We start from the raw sequence: 20079 nt of genomic DNA, 5'->3' as shown, positions 1-20079 counted from the left end.
ATGGCAACTACGACACTTCTTCTTCAGGACACAGTTTCCCCTGGCGAAATCAGCCTGGCGAGCCCACCTGACCCGAGGCTCGATGGACATCGCGCCACCAAGCAGCGCGAACCGTTACTGCGTGAGGCTCTCGGCATGTCGCTGCGGGCTTATCGGGCGGACAAGGGTGTGAGCTTGCGCAGTCTCGCGGCGCAAGCTCGGGTATCTTCCGGTTATCTTTCCGAGCTGGAGCGTGGCCGCAAGGAAGTATCTTCGGAGCTTTTGAAGTCTATTTGCGCGGCGCTTGATACCTCGGTAGCTGAGGTTTTGTTGGACGCTGTGACGAACTTGTCGCTGCATTCCATCACAGACGAGCTTGAACATGCCGCTCCAGCCGCCGCGGAAGTCTAAACTCTATTACGATTATTCAATCAATGCCGATTCCACCCGCATGAAAGGTCACCCTGAGTTATGGCGAATCCGTTTTCCAAGTTCTGGAATTACCTGATGGCTCTGTTCGACAGCAAAATCGAGGAGAACGCAGATCCAAAGATTCAGATCGAGCAGGCCATTGGCGAGGCCCAGCGCCAGCACCAGGCGCTGTCGCAGCAAGCAGCCGCAGTGATCGGCAACCAGCGCCAGCTTGAGATGCAGCTTAACCGCCGTTTGGAGGAAGTAGAAAAGCTTCAGGCCAACACCCGTCAGGCGCTCCAGCTTGCCGATAAGGCGCGTGGTGAGGGCGACGCGAAGAAGGCGCAGGAGTATGAGAATGCCGCCGAGGCTTTTGCGGCACAGCTCGTGACGGCTGAGCAGTCCATTGAGGATACGAAGAACCTGCATGATCAGGCCCTGCAGCAGGCGCAGCAGGCGAAGCAGGCTGTTGAGCGCAACGCCGCCCAGTTGCAGCAACAGGTTGCGGAGCGCTCCAAGTTGCTCAGCCAACTGGAGCAGGCGAAGATGCAGGAGAAGGTTTCAGAGACTATGAAGTCGATGAACTCGTTGACCTCCGGCGCCCCCAACCTTGATCAAGTTCGTGACAAGATTGAGCGCCGCTACGCTAATGCTTTGGGCCAGGCTGAGCTTTCGCAGAACTCCATTGAGGGCCGCATGGTGGAGGTCGAACAGGCTGGGATCCAGATGGCTGGCCACGGTCGCCTGGAGCAGATCCGCGCCGAGATGGCAGGCGAACTTACCGCGAGCAAGAACCAGGCGATTGAGAAGGGCACCGCAGCCTCAGAAGGCAGCGACTCCAGCGCTGGCGCATCTGATTCCGGTGTCTCCGAGGATGCCGTAGCCGAGCGCATGCGCGAGCTGCGCGGCGAGTAAGCAACTTCACCCGAAAAACACCCGAGGGATTTTCCTCGGGTGTTTTTGTGCGTTGAGATGGTGGACGAGCTTTGCCGGGCATTGCGGCAGGAGAAACCGATCCGGGCGCTCAACGCGAGCAGGCAGATAAGTTCCTTTGATGTTTTTAAGCTTCGTCCTCGTCGCCTGCGCCGCGTGCCATGAGTGCTTGAGAGATATTTTCGGCACGGCGGATGGAGCGAATCACCAGCGGAGTGCCAAAAGCGGTGAGTGAAAAGTTAGCCCCTCGGGCCTTTCGGGCTTCCAGCGATTCGTTGACGGTGTTGATCATCAAGGGTATAAGCCGAATCGTCAATGCAATGGCCAGGCTGAGGTTGGTGACGGGCAAACCGAGCCGGCTTAAAGGCGCGAGGTTTTTCTCCACTGCACTGAGCATTTCCGCTGTGGTGGTGGTCAATGTGAGCAGATTTGCGGCGGCGAGGGTGGCCAAAAGTCCAAGCATGGTCGTCGCCGCGCGGTGCGCGCCGTTTTGCCACCACAGGTATGCCGCTAACAGTGCGAAAAGGGGAAGTACCGGAGCTAGTTGCGATAGCGCGGTGCGCGCCGGAATCCTCGCCACGCCGTAGAGGAAAATGACTACACCGAGGGTGGCGCCGGTGTGCCACGGTTGGTTTGGCAGAACTGTTACCGCGAAGATCATAAGGATCAGGGCACAAAGTTTTACGCCAGGTAGGCAGCGGTGAACCCACGTTGTTCCAGGCACATACACCCCGAGGGGAACCCTGTGTAGCATCGCCATGGTGTTAGTGCCCATCCATGAGTTTTATGTAGTGTGCGATCGTCTCCGCGGGCGAGCCGTCGAAGACGATGCGTCCGCGGTCGATACATAGGACGCGGTCGAAGGATTCCAGCATGTCGAGGTCGTGGGTAACCACGATAACCTGCTGGTCCAAAGAGTTCAGTTCCTTGATGATACGGCGGCGGTTGCGGAGGTCTAAAAGAGTTGTGGGTTCATCGGCGATGATGGTGTCTGGTTCGATGACTAACACGGAGGCGAGTGCGAGCAGTTGCTTTTCGCCGCCGGAGAGTGTGTGGGGGGATTGCTGTGCTTTGTTTTCCAAGCCGAAGCGCTTTAAGGCGGCCTGGACGCGGCGGTCGCGTTCGCTGCGGGGGAGGTGAAAACGGCGCAAAGAGAAGGCGACATCGTCGGCGACTAGGGGCATGACAATTTGTGATTCGGCGTCGGAAAACACAAAGCCGACGCGCCGACGGACGTGTTTTCCGTCGGTGCTGGGGCTGAGGGCGTCGTAAAGCACTGCTCCCGAGGTCGGCTCGAGCAGGCCGTTAATTAACCGCACGAAAGTGGATTTGCCGGAGCCGTTGGCGCCGATCACCCCGATGCGACGCTGTGAAAGTTCGCAACTTATGGGATGCAGAATGGTTTTGCCGTCGTATTCTACGGCGGCGGAAGCGAATGTGATGGTGGGCATCAGTGACGGATTTCTCCACGCAACAGGTGGGGAAATGCGGTGTGGACGCCGGAGGCGATGGCTACCATGACGGCCATTTCGAACGCGTCGGTGGGGATGAAGGGAAGCTGTGCAGCAAGTGCGGCGTGTGAGGCCATCCCGGTGCGCACAATCATGCCTCCGGCTCCCGCGATGTATTGGATGGCCACGCCGAGGTAGCCGCCAAGGGCAAACACGGCGATAGCGGTGCCTTTGGGCTTACCGACGGCTGCTTTGGCAATCAGTCCTGCGACAGGCACGGCGATCAGGTAGCCGATGATGTAGCCAACGGTGGCGCCTCCAAGCGCGAAGATCGTGGTGCGGCCTCCGGCGAGGACGGGAAGGAATGTGCCGATGAGGAGAAAAAGCGCGGTGACCATGAAGCCGCGGCGGGGTCCGAGGATGAGAGCGGCCAGGATCACTGCGGTGTTTTGCAAAAGGATTGGCACCCCCAGCACGCCTACCGGTACATAAACGAAACCCAAGACGATGACAAGGGCGGTGAAAACTGCGACAAGGGCGATGTCTGAGGTGGTTGAGGAAGCTTTGCGCTGAACAGGTCGAGACGTCATGAGCATGAACCTTACTTTGGGCGGGGTGGGGCGCGTATATTGGCGGTCATGCGTTTGACGGAATTCCACCAACTCATCGAGGACGAGTTCGGCTTAGCACAGGGCAAGTGGCTTGTGGAATCGCATGTGGTTGCGCAGTACGGTGCGACTCCAGCGGAGATGATCGAAAAGGGGATCGATCCCCGGCAAGTGTGGGAAGCACTGTGCGATGACTTCGACGTCCCCGCTGAACGACGCCTTGGAGTGGACCGGGAAGGGCGTTGAACGGCGTGTCCCTGTAGGCTCGAACAGGTATTCGTGTAGGGTGGGGTGCGTCGGTTTTCGTGTCCGGGCAGGCGGATAATGTAGCGCAAAGTGAGACGGAATCCGGGTGAAAACGGCCTACATCGGCACCGCAGGGAACCATTATTGGCCAGGCGGAGTCTAAAAAGGGCGGAAACCCGGCGGATTTCTCTGCCCTGCGGCGTAGCGCCGGAGGCGTGGAAGCGAAGGCAAAGTTTAAAGAAGTGAAGGTGAGGCACACTCATGGCAGCCAAGAAAAAGGTAGCCCCGGCGGGGTCGAAGGACGACCGGAAAAATGCCCTCGACGCCGCTATGGCGATGATCGAGAAGGACTTCGGCAAGGGTGCCATCATGCGCCTGGGCGAGGAGAACCGTCCACCGATCCAGTCGTTTTCCTCCGGCAACACGGCCATCGACGTAGCTTTGGGGATCGGCGGGTGGCCACGCGGGCGCGTCGTCGAAATTTACGGTCCTGAATCCTCGGGCAAGACCACCGTGGCCTTGCACGCCATTGCCTCTGTGCAGCGTGAAGGTGGGATTGCTGCGTTCATTGACGCCGAGCACGCTCTCGATCCTGACTATGCCAAGAAGCTAGGCGTGGACACGGATAACCTGTTGGTTTCCCAGCCGGACACCGGTGAGCAGGCCCTCGAAATCGCGGACATGCTTGTGCGCTCGGGCGCGATCGACGTTATTGTCATCGACTCCGTTGCGGCGTTGACCCCCAAGGCGGAAATCGAAGGCGAGATGGGTGACTCGCACGTCGGTTTGCAGGCGCGCCTGATGTCTCAGGCGCTGCGCAAGATGACCGGTGCTTTGTATAACTCCGGCACCACCGCCATCTTCATTAACCAGTTGCGTGAGAAGATCGGTGTCATGTTCGGCTCGCCGGAGACGACCACGGGTGGCAAGGCGCTGAAGTTCTACGCCTCTGTGCGCTGCGACGTTCGTCGTATCCAGACCCTCAAAGACGGCCAGGACTCCATCGGCAACCGCACCAAGATGAAGATTGTCAAAAATAAAGTCTCCCCGCCGTTTAAAATTGCCGAGTTTGACATCATGTACGGGGAGGGGATCTCGCGGGAATCCTCCATCATTGACATGGCGGTCGATAATGGCATTGTTAAAAAATCCGGGTCCTGGTTTACCTATGAAGGCGACCAGTTGGGCCAGGGCAAAGAGAAAGCGCGGCAGTTCCTGAAGGACAATCCGGAACTTGCCGATGAAATCGAGGAGAAGATCTTCCGCGCCCTTGGGGTGGGTAAATTCGCTAACGTCGAGGAACAGTCCGACGATCTGTCCGACGATCCGGTGGACATGGTGCCCAACATCGACTTCGACGATGAAGACGATGAGGCTTTAGAAACCATTGGCAGATGATCGGGGCAGGTTGTGAATCGGCCAGACCCTGAGAAGATCAAGAAGCTCCAAGCCGCTCTCGAAGCTTACGAGGCGGGCGAGGTGGTTGGGGCTATCTTCGACTCAGCCGCGGAGGAAGCACTCAGCCCCGTGCGTCAACGTGCGGCGCGGCTGGTGGCCCAGCGTTCGCGTTCGCGCTATGAGTTGCGTCAGCGCCTTCTCGGCGTTGAGTTTGCCCCCGAGTTAGTCGATCAGGTCCTCGACGACTTGGAGCGCAGTGGTGTGATTGACGATGCAGCTTTTGCCCATGAGTGGGTTCGGCAGCGTGCGGCACGACGTGGCAAATCTGCTAAAGCTCTCAACATTGAGTTGGAGCGCAAAGGTGTAGTTGAGGCAGAGCGCCTCGCCGCGTTGGAGCAAATCACCGCTGCTGATGAGGAGCGCGCGGCGCGCGCCGCGGCGGAGAAGAAGGCTCGCTGCGTGAAGGTTATCCCGTCGGATCGCGCTGAATACGACGGCCATCTGCGTCGGATCGTCGGGGTGATGCAGCGGCGCGGTTACAGCACAGAGTTGTGCATGAGGGTTGGCCGGGAGGTTCTGCAGACACGCTTGGAAGAGTTAGCTCGCGGATAAGCCCCCAAAGGCACTAAATACCGTTCAATGTTGTGTTTTAGGATGACCCCACGGACTCAACCGCTGCTTTCTACACGGTGAAAATGCGCGCAAGCCGCGAGGGTATCCACATCTCGGGCGCTGCACAACCTCGCACTGCCGCGCTAAGGGTTTAGCGGTCCGGGTTTTCAATCTCGACGTAGTTGGGCGCATGCCAATCCTGGGTGGCGTTGTCCTTCGTGTCCAGGCCCTGAGTGGCGGCGTGGGGGACCTTCGCAAACGGGTTGCGCCGCGCACGTCCCGCCCTGAGCTGCGCTTCAACGCGCTCGGCAAGCCTCGATAGGGCGTAGTTAATCACAATCATGATGAGTGCGACGACGATCAGGGAAGGAATGTAATTTCTGTTCGCAGATGCCGCCTGCGTACCCGAACGAACCACCTCGATGTAGCCGATCTGATAACCAAGGGCGGAGTCTTTCAGAGCGATAACGATCTGCGCGATGAGCGCCGGCAGCATCGCCGCCACGGACTGTGGCAGCAAAATACGCCACATCGTCTGCGCGTGCGTCAGACCCAATGCCTGGGCGGCTTCTGTCTGGCCGCGGGGCAGGGAACGGATTCCCGCGCGAAGAATTTCGGCGATCACGGCGCCGTTGTAGAGCGTCAGCGCGACAACCACCGCCCAAAAGGCGAGGCCCTTCGGGGGCACGATTTTGAACACGGCGAAGAACTGGTAGAGGAAGATCATCAGCAAAAGTACCGGGATGGCGCGGAAAAACTCGATGATAACCCCACAGAACCACCGCACCGGCGCGAGCTCTGCCAGCCTGCCCAAACCAAAGATAACGCCGAAGACGATGGCGAAAAGCACGGAGACGAAAGCGGCCTTTAACGTGCCGACAAGGCCAGGAAGAATATAGGTTGTCCAGGTCTGGCTGTTGACAAAAGGCGTCCACTTTTCGGCGGTAAGTTGGCCGTTATCGGCCAGTCGGGCTAGCACCCACCACGTCACCAAAGCAAGAACCACCACCGTAAGTACGGTGTAAATCCGGTTCCTTCTCCTCGCTTTAGGCCCGGGGGCGTCGTAGAGAACAGTTGCACGTACTGCGGACATTAGCGCTGCACCGCCAATCGTTCAGACAGCCAACCGAGGAAAAGACCCATCGGCAAAGTCAGCACTACAAAACCCAAAGCAAAAACACCGAAGATGACAAAGAGATGGTTGGCGTGAAACTCAATGGTTGATTTCATCAACAGGGAGGCCTCAGCAACACCGATGGCGGAGGCGATAGTGGTGTTTTTCGTCAACGCAATCAAGGTATTGCCCAAAGGTACGATTGCCGCCCGCAAAGCCTGGGGGAAAATGATAAGGGAGAAAATTTGCCCGAAGTTCAAGCCCAGCGAGCGGGCCGCCTCCGCCTGCCCGAAGTGGACCGTGTTAATGCCGCTTCGCAAAGACTCGGCAACAAAGCACGAGGTGTAGAGAATAAAGCCCAGCACCGCCAAACGGAAGTTTTGGTCAGCGATGAAGGTGCTGGAGTCGCGGCTGGCTAGCTCCAATCCGAGGTTTTGGTAGAGGCCGAACGAGCAGAAAAGAACCACGAGGGTCAGTGGGGTGTTGCGCACCGTTTCGATGTAAAAAGTCGACACGGTGCGCAAGATGCCCACTGGAGACACCCTCATGGCGGCGAGCATGGTGCCGACGATCATCGAGCCAACCGCGGAATACACGGTGAGTTTGATCGTGGTCCAAAACGCCGGCCATAGTTTCGGCAGCAGGTCAGCCCAGAGGGCGTCCATTGTGGTTCTCCTTGCAGGTTGGTCTAGCCGGCCCGGATTGAAGGGCCGAGCTTATAGGAAGGACAAATCGCCCGGCTTGTCCTCGGCGACACCGACGCCGCCCTCGAGGTTGTCATTGACGAACTTCTGGAAAGAGCCGTCGGAGTACATGGCTTCGAGAGCCTTGTTGACGGCCTCGACGGCCGCAGTGTCGTCCTTGGTCAGCCCGATGCCGTAGTGCTCGTTGGTGAATGGCTCGCCGTCCTTGACCAGTTCAAGAACTTTGAAGTCGCCGGGGGACTGAGCGGAGTAGCCGCCGAGAATGGTTGCATCGGTGGTCAAAGCGTCGACGTTGCCGTTGCGCAGCGCTTCCACGCAGGAGGAGTAGGTGTCATACTCCTGAAGCTGCACGCCTGGCAAAGCGTCCTTCACCTTCTGGGCGGGGGTCGAGCCGGTCACGGAGCACAGGATGCGGCCGTCGAGGTCGTCTAGGCCCTTGACGGTCTCCTCGTCGGAGCGCACCAGCAGGCCCTGGTGGGTTAGAAGGTAAGGGCCAGCGAAGCTGACTGCTTCGGCGCGGGACTTGTTGATGGAGTAGGTGGCGCCGATCGCGGCGACCTCACCGTTTTGGATCAAAGTCTCGCGCTGGGCGGAGGGGGTTTCACGCCAGGTGATCTCTGGCTGGTCCCAGCCGTTTTCCTCGGCGATGTGGTTGACAACGTAGGTCAAAACGTCGACGTCGAGGCCGGACATGGAGCCGTCGCCCTCGCGCAGGCCGAGGCCCGGCTGGTCATATTTGGTGCCGAGGGTGACGCTTCCAGCCTCAATCTGGGCGAGCAGGCCTTCGCCTGCGGCGCCGTTTTCACCGCCGCCGCAGGCGGCGAGGGTGGTGGCGGTGAGCAGCGCGGCGGCTGCGGCGGCGATGGAACGGAAAGTGCGGTTCATGGGAAACTCCTGAAGTTGATCGTTGGCTAATGTGGCAAGATCTTGCCGAGGAAGTCGCGGGCACGGTCCGATTCCGGGTTGCTGAAGAAGCTCTCCGGGTCGGTGTCCTCAACGATTTCTCCGTCGGCCATGAAGATGATCCGGTCGGCGACTTTGCTGGCGAAGCCCATCTCGTGGGTGACCACCAGCATGGTCATGCCCGAACGTGCCAGCTCTGACATCACGTCGAGGACTTCTCCGACCATCTCGGGGTCGAGGGCGGAGGTGGGCTCGTCGAAAAGCATCACCTTGGGGTCCATGGCAAGAGCACGTGCAATAGCGACGCGCTGTTGCTGGCCGCCGGAGAGCTGGGCCGGGTACTTATCGGATTGGTTGCCGATTCCGACGCGGTCGAGGAGCTCGGCCGCGCGGGAGAGCGCCGCCTCCTTTTTCACCTTGCGTACCTTCACCGGGCCGAGTGTGACGTTGTCCCGGATGGTGAGGTGCGGAAAGAGGTTGAACTGTTGGAAAACCATGCCGACATCGGCACGCAGTTTGGCAAGTTCCTTTCCTTCTTCAGGCAAAGGTTTGCCGTCGATCTCGATGGTGCCCTCATCGATTGTTTCGAGTCGGTTGATAGTGCGACACAGGGTTGATTTGCCCGAGCCGGATGGGCCAAGGACGACGACGACCTGGCCCCGTGGCACTTCGAGGTCGATGTTTTTGAGCGCTTGGAAGTCACCAAAGAACTTCTGCACGCCCTTGATGCGGATCATTGGTTCGGACACCTGTGTCATAGATGTAACTTCTACCATCAATTGTGATGCCCTTTACCATTTCCGTGATAATCTTTGGCTCTTACATTAAAAAGATGCAGGTCGTCTGAAGTGCCGGGGGTGGAGAATCTTTTCGGGCCCGCACCCCCCGCAGCGCACAGTGCACAGTTAGGCCCAAAGGCGCGCCAGCGATAGACTGAGCGACCGTGACAGAGCAACTCACCCAGCAAGAACGCATGCTTGACGACGCCCCCTCTACCCGCACCTACGAAGTGCGAACATTCGGCTGCCAAATGAATGTGCACGATTCCGAACGGCTCTCCGGCCTCCTCGAGGACGCCGGTTACGTCGCCGCGGCCGAAGGGCAAGAGCCCGACCTAGTTGTGTTCAACACCTGTGCGGTGCGCGACAATGCCGACAAACGCCTCTACGGTTCGCTCGGCCAGCTCAAACTCACCAAGGAGCGCCACCCGGGTATGCAGATTGCTGTCGGCGGTTGCCTCGCCCAAAAAGACCGCGACTCAGTGATAGACAAGGCGCCTTGGGTAGATGCGGTCTTTGGCACCCACAATATCTCCGCGCTGCCGGCGCTTCTCGAGCGTGCTCGCGTCAATGATGAAGCACAGGTGGAAATCGTGGAGGCCCTTGAGGTCTTTCCTTCGGTTTTGCCCGCCAAACGCGAATCCTCCTACGCCGGGTGGGTGTCCGTGTCGGTCGGCTGCAACAACACCTGCACCTTCTGCATCGTTCCCAGCCTGCGCGGCAAGGAAATTGACCGCCGCCCGGGCGATATCCTCGCCGAAGTCCAGGCGCTGGTGGAGCAGGGTGTTTCGGAGGTGACATTGCTGGGCCAAAACGTCAACTCTTACGGTGTGAACTTCGTCGACGACGACTTAGAGCGCGACCGCTCCGCGTTTTCCAAACTATTGCGCGCCTGCGGCGACATTGAGGGGCTTGAAAGGGTGCGGTTTACGTCTCCGCACCCTGCCGAATTTACCTCCGATGTCATCGACGCTATGGCGCAGACACCTAATGTGTGCCCGCAGCTCCACATGCCGCTGCAGTCCGGCTCCGACAAGGTGCTCAAGGATATGCGTCGTTCCTACCGGTCGAAGAAGTTTCTGCGCATCCTTGAGGAGGTGCGGGAGAAGTTGCCGCACGCGGCAATTACCACCGACATCATTGTGGGCTTTCCCGGTGAGACAGAAGAAGACTTCCAGGCCACTTTGGATGTGGTTGAGGCGGCCCGCTTCACCTCTGCTTTTACCTTCCAGTATTCGCCGCGGCCCGGCACCGTCGCTGCAAAGATGGCCGAGCAGATCCCCAAGGAGGTTGTCCAAAGGCGCTTCGAGCGCCTGCTTGATTTGCAGGAGCGCATCAGCGCGGAAGAAAACGCGAAGTTGGTCGGCACCGAGCAGGAACTTCTCGTTCAAGCTAGCGGCGGCCGCAAAAACGAGGAGAACAACCGGATGTCGGGTCGCGCCCGCGATGGCCGCCTCGTCCATTTCACTGCGGCAGGTGACATCGACGGAGCCATTCGGGCGGGCGACTACATTAAGGTGCGCATTACTGACTCCAAGCCGCACTACCTGATCGCGGACGGTGGGGTCTTAAGCCACCGTCGCACGGTTGCCGGGGATAACTCGGAGGCCGGAACTGTGCCGACGACGGCCCCGATTGGTGTGGGCCTGGGCATCCCGCAGATTGGGCGCCCACCTGCGAAACCGGCGGCTGATTCTGCCTGCTGCGGCGGCTAGGTTAGAGTCGGATCCATCCCAAGTTTTCGACGGAAGGCGCAGCATGACGAACTCGACCGGTAACGCTGAGGAATTGGCGAGGCAGGAGAGGGAGGCGGCGAAGAAAGTGGAGTTCGGCTCCTCACGATGGGTGCTTCTGGTCTGCGTGGTGGTGTACTTGGCGGCGCTTTTTATGCCTTTTGCTGGCGGCGTCAACGGTTGGCAGGTTGTTGCGCGGCGCGGCGTCGATGCTGCTGACATCAAACTAACGGAACAGGTTTTTGTGTGGTTGAGTTTTGCGGGCCTGTTGATCATGACGAGTCTCGTTTTGGCCACCAAAAGGTTCCTGTTGGCGGTGCCGGCGTGGATGCTGACCACAGTGTCTTTCCTTCTATCTGCGCTGGCCATTTGGTTGCGGCGCACGAGCACAGCTTATGATGCTGGCCTTTACCACGGGCCCGGAATCTATTTGATGATCTTCGCAGTCGGTGTGGCAGTCTTCGCCTACGTTCCGGTTGTGGTGGGGCGCAGTGCTGCGCAGGCTGAGATTGCCCAGCGTCGCGCCAGCTCCGACGAGCTTGACGATATTTCCAAAGCCCAGCAGGCCGCAGCAGTATCGCGCGGCGAAGGCAACCCCTTGCTTGTCGATGACCGCCGTGCCCGCGCCGCCGAACGCCACCGCAGCCGGCTGGAGGATTAACGCGCAGCTAGGGGACTTCTTTGGAAAAAAGCGTCGCGGCCAGCGCACCTACGACAAGACCTATCGGGGTGAGCAGAATCCCGATGTTGATGATCGGCAACGCTTGGTTGGCCACGAATTCTTCCACCCAGCCGATGAGTCCGAAGACCCACCCGGCGGCGATGAGCAGGCAGGCGGTGATCAAAGATACTGCCAAAAGCCCCAGGCCTTGAGAGTCGCGCCACAGCAAGGAAATGAAGGCGACGCTTAACACGATGGCGACCACCCCCAGGCCGATCGAGATGCTATGCCAGACACGCAGCGGCAGGTCGTCGGAGAGAAATCCACTAAGGATGTATCCGACAACCAAGCCGAACTGCACCACGAGGAAAACCCGTGTTGTGGACCGAAGCGTACTCATAGACGTCAACACTATAAGGCGGCAGCGCTCATCGGAAGTGTCTCCCGGGGCAAGAATCTACTGCTGGCCCGAGTCCAGAAGTCTTCTGCCACGCTGCGGTAAGCGAGAGAGTTTGGGCCCCAAGCGCCTGCGCTATAGCGGTAGCGGCTGCGTCATCTGCGGGATAGGAAAGGAAGCAAGTGTTTACCTTCGGCCATTTCTCCTTCGCTGCGGCGAGTGCGGAGTAGATCATGGCAGTTGCGTGGCCTTGGCCTCTGTGTTCAGGCAGGACGTAGACAAGCCCCAGTTCGCACAGGTTGTCCGCATCTGCGTCGAAATGGACGATCTCCGCCATGCCAACGACACGGCCCTCAGCGTTGCGGGACAGCGCGCTCAACTGAGTCCCACCCCGGTCGATGAGCCTAGTGCTCGCTTCGTGGAAGCGCTTTTCGGTCCAATCAATCGTGTCGATGAGCAAACTGCCACGGGGGTAATTGGCCGACGAGGTACGCAAAACCTCGATCACGCTTTCTAAATCCTGGGGTGAAAAAGCAAAATTTTCCACTACATCGCAGGACTGCTCGAAGTGTGAAATACCAAACTCAGCCTGCGTTTCGGCGTAAGCGTGGTGGTATCCGCTGGCTGCAAGGGCAATAGGTGCCGGGGCCCCAGCGGAGAGGGTGACCCAAACGTGGCGCACGGGCCGGTTGAGGGTTGTAGACAAGGCGTCGACAAGCTCAAGTGCGGCTTGCCACGGCTCGGCAGGAACCTCCTGGCCCGGCATCGGGGCGTGCAAAGCATCGAGGGTGATGTGTGCCTCAATTACTGAAAGGTCCTCCAACAGCGGCAAGGAGACAAACACCCAGGCTTCGACCTCAAGAAGATCCTCCGGCGCAATCTCTGGGTATCCCAACTGGCCGAGGGGGCGGGGCAAGCAGTTCCGCGTCAGCGCAAAAAGGTAGGAGCGTGACTCGTTGGAGCCTTCCAAACGTTTGAGCACGTGCGAGGAAGACACCCCAGAATGTTCCGAACCCGTTATGTCCTGGATGGCCAAGGTGGCGGAAAAAACGTACGCTGCGATAGTGTCTTCGTACTGGGCGCAACCGGCGTGGCCTGCAATGACGGGCCGGAGCACTTAGCCCTGAACCGCCTTCGCGGCGACATCAGCGAACTCCTGCCACTGCGCAGCTTGCGCCCGCAGTTCCTCCGCCTTCTTCGCGTTGCCTTTCGCCTCCGCCTGCTCAGCGCGCTTAGTCAAATCATCAGCCTTGTCCTGGAATTGATTGACCTTCTCCTGAGCGGCCGGATCGTTCGCGCGCCAGCGAGCTTGCTCCGCATCCGAGACACGCTTTTCAAAGGCGCCGATCTTGTTTTCGTATTCGCGCACTTTGCCGCGGGGAACGAAACCGATTTCCTCCCACTTGTCTTGCAGCTCACGCAACTTGGACTTAGCCGCTCCCAAACCCTTATCCGGGTCGATGAGAGCATCGTACTGCGCCAAAAGGGCATCTTTGGCCTGCGCATTGGCCTCGAACTCGCGGTCCCTTTCAGCGTTGACGGCATTGCGCGCTTCGAAGAAGTGGTCCTGAGCCGCGCGGAACTGCTTCCACAACTTGTCGTCTACATCGCGAGGGGCCCGTCCTGCGGCCTTCCACTCCTCCATCAAGTCGCGGAAAGCGCGGGCCGTCTCGCCCCAGTCGGTGGAGTCTTTGATCGCCTCGGCGCGCTGCACCAGTTCCTCCTTCTTTTGCCGGGCGGCCGCGCGGTTGCGGTCCAACTCGGCGAAGTGAGAACCGCGCCGGCGGTTAAAAGAGTCCCTGGCACGCGAGTAGCGCTTCCACAGCGCATCATCGGTAGAGCGGTCGATGCCGCGGATAGTGCGCCACTCCTCGAGAATCGCGCGGATTCGATCGCCGGCTTTCTTCCAGTCCGTCGAGTTCTCGGCCAACTCCTCTGCCTCAGCGGCGAGTTCTTCCTTGCGTGCGATTGCCTTGGCGCGCCGCGCCGCCTTGGCTTCCTTGGCCTTTTCACCTGCTACATCCGCCGTGGAGATGATCGAGTCGAGGCGGGCCTCAAGAGCATCGAAATCACCGATGGCGGCCTGCGAATCCAAAGAGGCCTTCAAAGCTTCTGCTTGTGCGCGCAACTGAGCTGCATCCTCGGGGTGCGCGCTTAGGCGGCTTTCCAACAGTGCCGCCTCGGTGTTTAAATCGTCGAAGCGCTGGCCGTAATGAGCGAGGCCCTCGGCGGGGGTGCCCGCTTGCCAGGAGCCTATTTCTCTTTCGCTACCGCCACGGGTGACAAAGACTGTGCCATCGTCGGCCACCCGGCCAAATTTGGAGGGGTCGGTGGGAGTTACGGTCACGGTGTGCGGTGCGGGGGCGGAGAAAGGGACGGGAGAAGGTGTGGTGTGCTGCTCATCGGCGGAGCTGGGGGCAGCTTTGAGTGGAGTCGGAGCACGTTTTGCCATGGCGGCCGGTGAAGGCTTCGGGTGCTGGCCCTGGTTCGGTCCGGGAAGGGGAGGCTGGGGCATGTCTCGTTCCTTTCAACTCGGTGCCGCGCGTCACGGCTGCCGTATTCCGGGGCACGTACGCTGTGCCCGCATGGGCGTATATGTTACCGCCCCTGCATGAAGGCTGTCAGCGAGTTTGTTTCACCCGTTGCCCAGGGTTTAGAGCGGCGGTGTGCGCGATAGGGTAGAAGGCGTGACTGCCCGCAGTGTTGTGATCATGCCCGGGGCTCCCGCCCTCGTCGCCGAGTTGGCGCCAGCCCACGGGCCGGCGGAGAAGCTGCGTCAAGCGGTGCGAAGCGCCGCACAGGGCTGGCAGGTCGTGGAGATCGTCGGCAGTCGGGATCCGCGCTGGTTGACGTCGCATGAAGGAAGTTTCGCTGCGTGGGGCGCGCCTCAGGTTCGTGTCGGCGGAGGAAGTTACTTGCCGGAACTGGTTGCTCGCTATGTCCTCGGGGCGGTGCACGTGTTAGATTCCCGCGCCCACATCGGCTCTCTTAACCCGGATGCGCTTACTGTGGTGGTGGCAGACGGGCCGGCAGGGCTTTCCCCTCGCGCCCCTCTCGCTTTCATCGATGAGGCTTTCGCTGCCCACCGCGACATCCAAAGTTTCCTTGCTGGCGGTGATCTGCACAACCCGCAGTCGCTGGCTGCTGCCGGGGTGGTTGAGCCGGAGCTGTGGGCTGAACTAGCCCGGCTCAACCCGAGCAAAGCCGAGGTGCTCGCCGTGGACAATTCCTTGGGCGTTGGCGCCTATGTGGCGGCGTGGGAGGTGTGAAATGAATCCGGTTGCAGTGGTAGGGCCGACAGCGTCAGGAAAGTCAGCGCTGGGTATTGCGCTTGCTCATCAGCTGGGCGGGGAGGTGGTCAATGTTGACTCGATGCAGCTTTACCGGGGGATGGATATTGGCACCGCGAAGCTTGCCCCGGAGCAGCGCGAAGGAATACCGCATCACCTGTTGGACATTTGGCCGGTGACGAAGACGGCGTCAGTCGCTGAATACCAGGCGCGTGCCGTTGAGACAGTTGAGGAGATCGCGGCGCGGGGCAAGGTGCCGATCTTGGTGGGCGGATCAATGCTTTACGTCCAATCGCTCATCGACGCCTGGAGCTTTCCGCCCACCGACCCCGCAACTCGCGCGAAGTGGCAGGCGAAATTGGATGAGGTGGGGGTAGATGAGCTTCACGCCTACCTAGCCACAGTCGATGCGGAAGCGGCGGACATCATTGAGGATAAGGACCCGCGCCGCACGGTGCGTGCCTTGGAGGTCATTGAGCTAACGGGCGAACCGTTTAAAGCTTCGCAGCCGCCGAAGGATGCTCCTTTGCGCTGGGGAACACGAATTGTGGGACTGAAAACTCAGCCCGAGTGGCTCAATCCGCGTATCGCTTTGCGCGCCCAGATGATGTTTGATGCAGGACTTATCGGCGAAGTCGAAAACCTGGTAGCGCAGGGGTTGGTCGAGGATTCGACGGCTGGCCGAGCGATTGGTTACGCGCAGGTCCTGCGGATGTTTCGTGGGGTGTTGACCCGCGAGGAGGCGGTGGAGCAAACGATAGTGGGCACGCGCCGTTACGTGCGCCGTCAGCGCGCCTGGTTTAACCGCGACAAGCGCATCCGCTGGCTGGATGCGGCAGCCGGAGATGTTGTAGCGGCCGCGCTAGACTCGCTTGCGTGACTGACACTGACACTGACACTGACACTTCGCATACTTTTTTCAAGGGCCACGGCACCGAAAACGATTTTGTCATCCTGCCGGATCCCACCGACTCGCTGGATCTCGACGCGGCGACGGTAGCAGCGTTGTGCGACCGTCACGCCGGTATCGGCGGCGACGGCCTTTTGCGGCCCGTGCTTCGCGGCGGGCGTTGGTTTATGGACTACCGCAATGCCGACGGCTCTATTGCCGAAATGTGCGGCAATGGGGTGCGTGTATTTGCCCATGTGCTGCGTGCGCAGGGATTAGTTGACTCGGACGAGTTCGAGGTGGATACCCGGGCAGGCGTGAAACAGATTTCGGTGTTGGAGCACTCCACGACCGATGCTGTGGTGCGCGTCGATATGGGCCCGGTGGAGGTTACCGGTTTGTCCACCGCCCGAATGGGCGAGTTCGAATTCGCCGGTCTTGGTGTGGATGTGGGCAACCCGCACCTAGCTGCGGTCATTCCCGGGTTGAGCGCTGAAAAGCTCGCAAAGCTTGAGTTTAGTGCTCCCGACTTTGATCGGGAGTTCTTTCCTGCCGGCGTGAACGTGGAGGTTGTAACGGAGCTTGTGGACGGTGATGTTCACATGCGTGTGTGGGAGCGGGGCGTGGGAGAGACGCGCTCGTGCGGCACGGGGACCGTGGCTGCGGCGCGTGCCGCGTTTGCCGACGCCGGAATTGAAAACGGCACCGTGAAAGTTCACGTCCCGGGTGGGGCTGTGCGCGTAGACATCAATGCCGGCCAGGCCGTGATGACGGGCCCGTCGAAAATCATTGCCCGCGGTGAGGTGGATTTGTCTGCGTTAGGGCGTGGCTAATTTCCGCCGCGAAGCTGCCTGGCGGCCCGGCGGGCATCGTCCCAGGAAACTTGAAGTTCGGTGGCGCGCTGGTCCGCGATGGCCGCCAGGCGGCGTACTTGTTCATAGTCCAGCTCGCCGTTTTCCAACTGTGCGTCGATGCGGCTGATGAAGCGTTGCGCGGAAACAACCCGGAGTTGGAATTCCTCGATCGCCGGGATGAGGGAGTGTTCGTTGACAAGTTCGGGGTAGCGCAAGGTGCGGTCGGCGATTGCTTCGTCGGTCAGCCCGAAGCGCATTGTGTCGTAGGCTCCGGTGATGTCGCGGATATCGTCACAGGCCAAGCGCAAGGCGGCGACGAAAGAGTCGTCGGGGGCCGTTTTATTGCGCGCGGCAACGCTAAATAAGATGGCCGCACATATCGCGCCGATGAAGAAGCCGGGCATGCGCAAAAGTGTTACTGAGGCGGTGAATATGCCCGCCGCGAGAACTACGAGCAACACCTCACGAGTATTGCGGTTTGGGCCTGTCACCGTGATCAACCCCGCGGCGTTAGTGTCCGCCGCAACCGCAGGAACCGCCGCAGCCGCCACAACCGCCCCCGGTCGGGGTCGGGATCGAGCCGGCAAGGACCGCCTGACCTTCGATCACGGAGTTTCTTTGCGGCAGCTCACCATCGGGCAGGCATACCACGAAGGGGAAAGCGCCGTCGACGGAGGCGTGGATGAAGCGCTCACCGGTTAACTCGCTGGTGCGGTACTCAGCTTCCAAGACACGGGCGGAGAACTCGGCGCGCGCGTCCGGGGAGGTTGCTGCACTTGCGTTGACAGCTTCGGCGCCGGGGGAGCGGACCTCTCCCAGGATGGAATCCGAGTTCGCGTGGAACTCCTCGACGCTGCCAAAACGACGCACATCAATGGCCAGGGCGGCGACGGCGAGTTCTTGCCAGGCTAAGGTGGGTTCGTCGACAAGCAACGGACCCTGCGCCAAGTTGAGGGTGACTGAGGAGATGATGTTGCCGTGCGGGTCGACGATTTCGGCGAGGGCAACCACGTCGTTAAGCATGCTGACGTGGGCGTAAGTTCGGGTCATGGCGTCGAACCCTGCGAATGTGGCGAAAGGTTCCACAGCCAGGATATTAAGCTGCGCGCCGGAAGGGTCGGCGTACTGGATTAACTGCCCGCCGCGCACTTCACCGACCACGCCGAGGCGGTCGGTGGATATGGCCGCTTCAACGGCGTCTTGCCATTTCTCGAAGCCGAGACCGATGCTGGCGAGGTCCTTCGTCACTGTTTGACTCATGGCACGCATTCTAACGCCCAAACAACGGTGCTCATAACAGCCCAACTGCTTCGCTGACCCCGGAATACTGCAGGCAACGCAGGTGTTGTTCAATGAACTGAGCTCCGTGTCATTATGCGGCGTCAAGCGCAAATAAGTCGGCGGGCGTGAAGAAAGCTTTTTCGGGCCCGCCCAAACGTCGGGCTCATCAAGGGTGACGCTAATACACCCGGGTGAATAGTTTTTTCGTAGACTAAGGATTCAATGAACAAATTCTTTGCAGATCTTCCCTCGTCCCGCGACTTTTCGGCGAGCTGGGACGAGCACACCGGCCCCGCAGCCTCCGATACTCATGACCCGCACGACGAGTTGTTGCGGCAGGCTTTCCGCCACAACGCCCCGCAGAAAGGCCGCGGCGAGGACAAAGGCGAACCGACCGTTGGTGCTCTCGACTTGGAGGAGCGCAACGCGTTTCGCCGGGTGGCGCGGGACAAAGAGCTCCACGCGCAAGACACCGAAGAACGCTACGACGTTGAGTACCGAAAGCTCCGCCTTGAACAGGTGATCCTCGTCGGCGTGTGGACGGAAGGAACCACTGCTGAGGTGGAGGCCACGATGGCTGAGCTTGCGGCACTGGCGGAAACAGCCGGCGCGGAGGTGGTGGACCTGCTTTATCAAAAGCGCGATAAGCCGGATCCGGGCACATACATAGGTACAGGCAAGGTGAAAGAGCTCAAGGAAATCGTGGAAGCCACCGGCGCGGACACGGTCGTTTTTGACGGCGAGCTCTCGCCCGGCCAATTAGTTGCGTTGGAGAAGGCGCTGGGCAAAAAAGTCATCGACCGCACCATGCTCATTCTGGACATTTTCGCCCAGCACGCCAAGAGCAATGAGGGCAAGGCGCAGGTTTCTTTGGCGCAGATGGAATACCTGTTCACACGCACCCGCGGTTGGGGCGGAAACCTCTCGCGCCAAGCTGGCGGCCGTGCCGGTTCTAATGGTGGTGTGGGCCTGCGCGGCCCCGGTGAGACGCGCATTGAGGCGGACCGTCGTCGTCTGCGCGCGGAGATGGCTAAGCTGCGCCACCAGCTACGCGACATGAAAACCGCGCGTGAGGTCAAACGTGCCAAGCGTCAGCGCTCAACCACGGCCAAGATCGCGATCGCCGGCTACACCAACGCCGGGAAGTCCTCCTTGATCAACGCGATGACGAACGCGGGTGTGCTTGTCGAGGACGCTTTGTTTGCCACCCTGGATCCGTCGACCAGGCGCGCCAAGCTTGCCGACGGCCGCAGCGTCGTCATGACCGACACCGTTGGTTTTGTGCGCCATCTGCCCACTCAACTCGTTGAAGCTTTCAAGTCCACGCTTGAGGAGGTCACCAACGCCGATTTGCTTCTGCACGTTGTTGATGGCTCTGATCCTTTCCCCCTGAAGCAAATTGAGGCGGTGAACAAAGTTCTCGCCGATGTCACCCGCGATACCGGCGAAAAGATTCCGCCGGAGATTATTGTGGTCAACAAGGTCGATGAGGCCGATGCGCTGGTGTTGGCGGAGCTGCGGCATGTTCTTGAGCGTTCAGGCCATGATGTTGTGTTCGTCTCCGCCTTGACCGGCGAAGGCATTTTAGAGCTTGAAGGCAAAATTGAGATGTTTCTCAACACCATCGACGCCCACGTCACTATGTTGGTGCCTTTCACTCGCGGCGATGTCATCAACACCTTGCACGAGGAGGGCACGGTGCGTTCCGAATCTTACGAAGAAAAGGGCACGCTTATCGACGTTCGCCTGCCTAAAGTCCTGGCCGAGCAGTACCGCGAGTTCGTGGTGGGCAGGGCCTAGAGACAATGCGTTGGGGGTGAGAGCCCCGTCTCGCTG

Annotated in this window: 23 protein-coding genes; 11 read left to right on the top strand and 12 right to left on the bottom strand. The window is 60.0% G+C overall.

Annotated elements, in window-relative coordinates; translation table 11 throughout:
- Together VLL26_RS04500 and VLL26_RS04495 are read left to right on the top strand one after the other, a co-directional pair.
- The gene (locus VLL26_RS04500; RefSeq protein ID WP_342319913.1) at positions 1 to 390 is read left to right on the top strand and encodes a helix-turn-helix domain-containing protein; all 390 of its coding nucleotides are present in this window, start codon (positions 1 to 3) and stop codon (positions 388 to 390) included.
- A 60-nt stretch (positions 391 to 450) separates the two neighbouring features.
- Complete coding sequence (locus tag VLL26_RS04495) at positions 451 to 1305, top strand: PspA/IM30 family protein (RefSeq protein ID WP_342319912.1); 855 nt, start codon at positions 451 to 453, stop codon at positions 1303 to 1305.
- Positions 1306 to 1450: 145 nt separating this feature from the next.
- Here the strand turns inward: VLL26_RS04495 and VLL26_RS04490 are convergent, their stop codons facing one another.
- Genes VLL26_RS04490 through VLL26_RS04480 form a run of 3 tightly spaced genes read right to left on the bottom strand, consistent with a single transcriptional unit; the run spans position 1451 to position 3364 of the window.
- On the bottom strand, positions 1451 to 2077 hold the full coding sequence (locus VLL26_RS04490) for an energy-coupling factor transporter transmembrane component T family protein (RefSeq protein WP_342320150.1): 627 nt from the start codon (positions 2075 to 2077) through the stop codon (positions 1451 to 1453).
- Between the two features lie 10 nt (positions 2078 to 2087).
- On the bottom strand, positions 2088 to 2774 hold the full coding sequence (locus VLL26_RS04485; RefSeq protein ID WP_342319911.1) for an energy-coupling factor ABC transporter ATP-binding protein: 687 nt from the start codon (positions 2772 to 2774) through the stop codon (positions 2088 to 2090).
- Complete coding sequence (locus tag VLL26_RS04480) at positions 2774 to 3364, bottom strand: biotin transporter BioY (protein WP_342319910.1); 591 nt, start codon at positions 3362 to 3364, stop codon at positions 2774 to 2776. Before VLL26_RS04480 ends, VLL26_RS04485 begins: the two co-directional genes overlap by 1 nt.
- Positions 3365 to 3412: 48 nt before the next feature.
- On the opposite strand from VLL26_RS04480, the gene VLL26_RS04475 reads away from it, so the two are divergent.
- From VLL26_RS04475 to VLL26_RS04465, 3 genes are all read left to right on the top strand, one after another.
- A complete protein-coding gene (locus VLL26_RS04475; protein WP_342319909.1) occupies positions 3413 to 3628 on the top strand; it encodes a DUF3046 domain-containing protein in 216 nt (71 codons plus the stop codon).
- A 261-nt stretch (positions 3629 to 3889) separates the two neighbouring features.
- A complete protein-coding gene (gene recA, locus VLL26_RS04470) occupies positions 3890 to 5026 on the top strand; it encodes a recombinase RecA (protein ID WP_342319908.1) in 1137 nt (378 codons plus the stop codon).
- A gap of 12 nt (positions 5027 to 5038) precedes the next feature.
- Positions 5039 to 5638: a regulatory protein RecX gene (locus VLL26_RS04465; protein WP_342319907.1), complete on the top strand. Its 600-nt coding sequence runs from the start codon at positions 5039 to 5041 to the stop codon at positions 5636 to 5638.
- Between the two features lie 151 nt (positions 5639 to 5789).
- Here the strand turns inward: VLL26_RS04465 and VLL26_RS04460 are convergent, their stop codons facing one another.
- Genes VLL26_RS04460 through gluA form a run of 4 tightly spaced genes read right to left on the bottom strand, consistent with a single transcriptional unit; the run spans position 5790 to position 9096 of the window.
- Complete coding sequence (locus tag VLL26_RS04460) at positions 5790 to 6731, bottom strand: amino acid ABC transporter permease (RefSeq protein WP_342319906.1); 942 nt, start codon at positions 6729 to 6731, stop codon at positions 5790 to 5792.
- Positions 6731 to 7417: a glutamate ABC transporter permease GluC gene (gluC, locus tag VLL26_RS04455; protein WP_342319905.1), complete on the bottom strand. Its 687-nt coding sequence runs from the start codon at positions 7415 to 7417 to the stop codon at positions 6731 to 6733. The genes VLL26_RS04460 and gluC overlap by 1 nt, the downstream gene beginning before the upstream one ends.
- A gap of 51 nt (positions 7418 to 7468) precedes the next feature.
- Positions 7469 to 8341: a glutamate ABC transporter substrate-binding protein gene (locus tag VLL26_RS04450; RefSeq protein WP_342319904.1), complete on the bottom strand. Its 873-nt coding sequence runs from the start codon at positions 8339 to 8341 to the stop codon at positions 7469 to 7471.
- Positions 8342 to 8367: 26 nt separating this feature from the next.
- Complete coding sequence (gene gluA, locus VLL26_RS04445) at positions 8368 to 9096, bottom strand: glutamate ABC transporter ATP-binding protein GluA (RefSeq protein ID WP_342320149.1); 729 nt, start codon at positions 9094 to 9096, stop codon at positions 8368 to 8370.
- Positions 9097 to 9332: 236 nt separating this feature from the next.
- On the opposite strand from gluA, the gene miaB reads away from it, so the two are divergent.
- Together miaB and VLL26_RS04435 are read left to right on the top strand one after the other, a co-directional pair.
- Positions 9333 to 10853 (top strand): tRNA (N6-isopentenyl adenosine(37)-C2)-methylthiotransferase MiaB, encoded by a 1521-nt coding sequence (miaB, locus tag VLL26_RS04440; RefSeq protein WP_342320148.1) that lies wholly within the window; start codon positions 9333 to 9335, stop codon positions 10851 to 10853.
- Between the two features lie 43 nt (positions 10854 to 10896).
- Positions 10897 to 11532, top strand: coding sequence for a hypothetical protein (locus tag VLL26_RS04435; RefSeq protein WP_342319903.1), 636 nt, complete (start codon positions 10897 to 10899; stop codon positions 11530 to 11532).
- A 7-nt stretch (positions 11533 to 11539) separates the two neighbouring features.
- Here VLL26_RS04435 and VLL26_RS04430 read toward each other — a convergent pair whose 3' ends face one another.
- The 3 genes from VLL26_RS04430 to VLL26_RS04420 are packed head-to-tail and all read right to left on the bottom strand — an operon-like array spanning position 11540 to position 14444.
- Entirely contained in the window at positions 11540 to 11932 is a 393-nt protein-coding gene (locus tag VLL26_RS04430; protein ID WP_342319902.1) for a hypothetical protein, read from the bottom strand.
- A 28-nt stretch (positions 11933 to 11960) separates the two neighbouring features.
- Positions 11961 to 13046, bottom strand: coding sequence for a GNAT family N-acetyltransferase (locus VLL26_RS04425; protein ID WP_342319901.1), 1086 nt, complete (start codon positions 13044 to 13046; stop codon positions 11961 to 11963).
- Entirely contained in the window at positions 13047 to 14444 is a 1398-nt protein-coding gene (locus VLL26_RS04420; protein WP_342319900.1) for a DUF349 domain-containing protein, read from the bottom strand. It abuts the gene before it with no gap.
- A gap of 172 nt (positions 14445 to 14616) precedes the next feature.
- Here VLL26_RS04420 and VLL26_RS04415 point away from each other — a divergent pair, with 172 nt between their 5' ends.
- From VLL26_RS04415 to dapF, 3 genes are read left to right on the top strand one after another with little or no spacing between them, the layout of a single operon-like run.
- Entirely contained in the window at positions 14617 to 15198 is a 582-nt protein-coding gene (locus tag VLL26_RS04415) for a hypothetical protein (RefSeq protein WP_342319899.1), read from the top strand.
- Position 15199: 1 nt separating this feature from the next.
- Positions 15200 to 16099, top strand: a complete 900-nt coding sequence (gene miaA, locus VLL26_RS04410) for a tRNA (adenosine(37)-N6)-dimethylallyltransferase MiaA (RefSeq protein WP_425292290.1) — start codon at positions 15200 to 15202, stop codon at positions 16097 to 16099.
- Entirely contained in the window at positions 16096 to 16941 is an 846-nt protein-coding gene (gene dapF / locus VLL26_RS04405) for a diaminopimelate epimerase (protein ID WP_342319897.1), read from the top strand. The genes miaA and dapF overlap by 4 nt, the downstream gene beginning before the upstream one ends.
- On the opposite strand, the gene VLL26_RS04400 is transcribed toward dapF, so the two are convergent.
- On the bottom strand, positions 16938 to 17366 hold the full coding sequence (locus VLL26_RS04400) for a hypothetical protein (protein WP_342319896.1): 429 nt from the start codon (positions 17364 to 17366) through the stop codon (positions 16938 to 16940). The two genes, dapF and VLL26_RS04400, sit on opposite strands and share 4 nt — an antisense overlap.
- A 106-nt stretch (positions 17367 to 17472) precedes the next feature.
- A complete protein-coding gene (locus VLL26_RS04395) occupies positions 17473 to 18210 on the bottom strand; it encodes a hypothetical protein (RefSeq protein ID WP_342320147.1) in 738 nt (245 codons plus the stop codon).
- A gap of 255 nt (positions 18211 to 18465) precedes the next feature.
- On the opposite strand from VLL26_RS04395, the gene hflX reads away from it, so the two are divergent.
- Complete coding sequence (gene hflX / locus VLL26_RS04390; RefSeq protein WP_342319895.1) at positions 18466 to 20043, top strand: GTPase HflX; 1578 nt, start codon at positions 18466 to 18468, stop codon at positions 20041 to 20043.
- Positions 20044 to 20079 lie beyond the last annotated feature (36 nt).

The organism is Corynebacterium sp. BD556 (assembly GCF_038452275.1).
GTDB classification, from domain to species: Bacteria; Actinomycetota; Actinomycetes; order Mycobacteriales; family Mycobacteriaceae; genus Corynebacterium; species Corynebacterium mayonis.
This window is presented reverse-complemented; position numbering and strand designations above follow the sequence as displayed.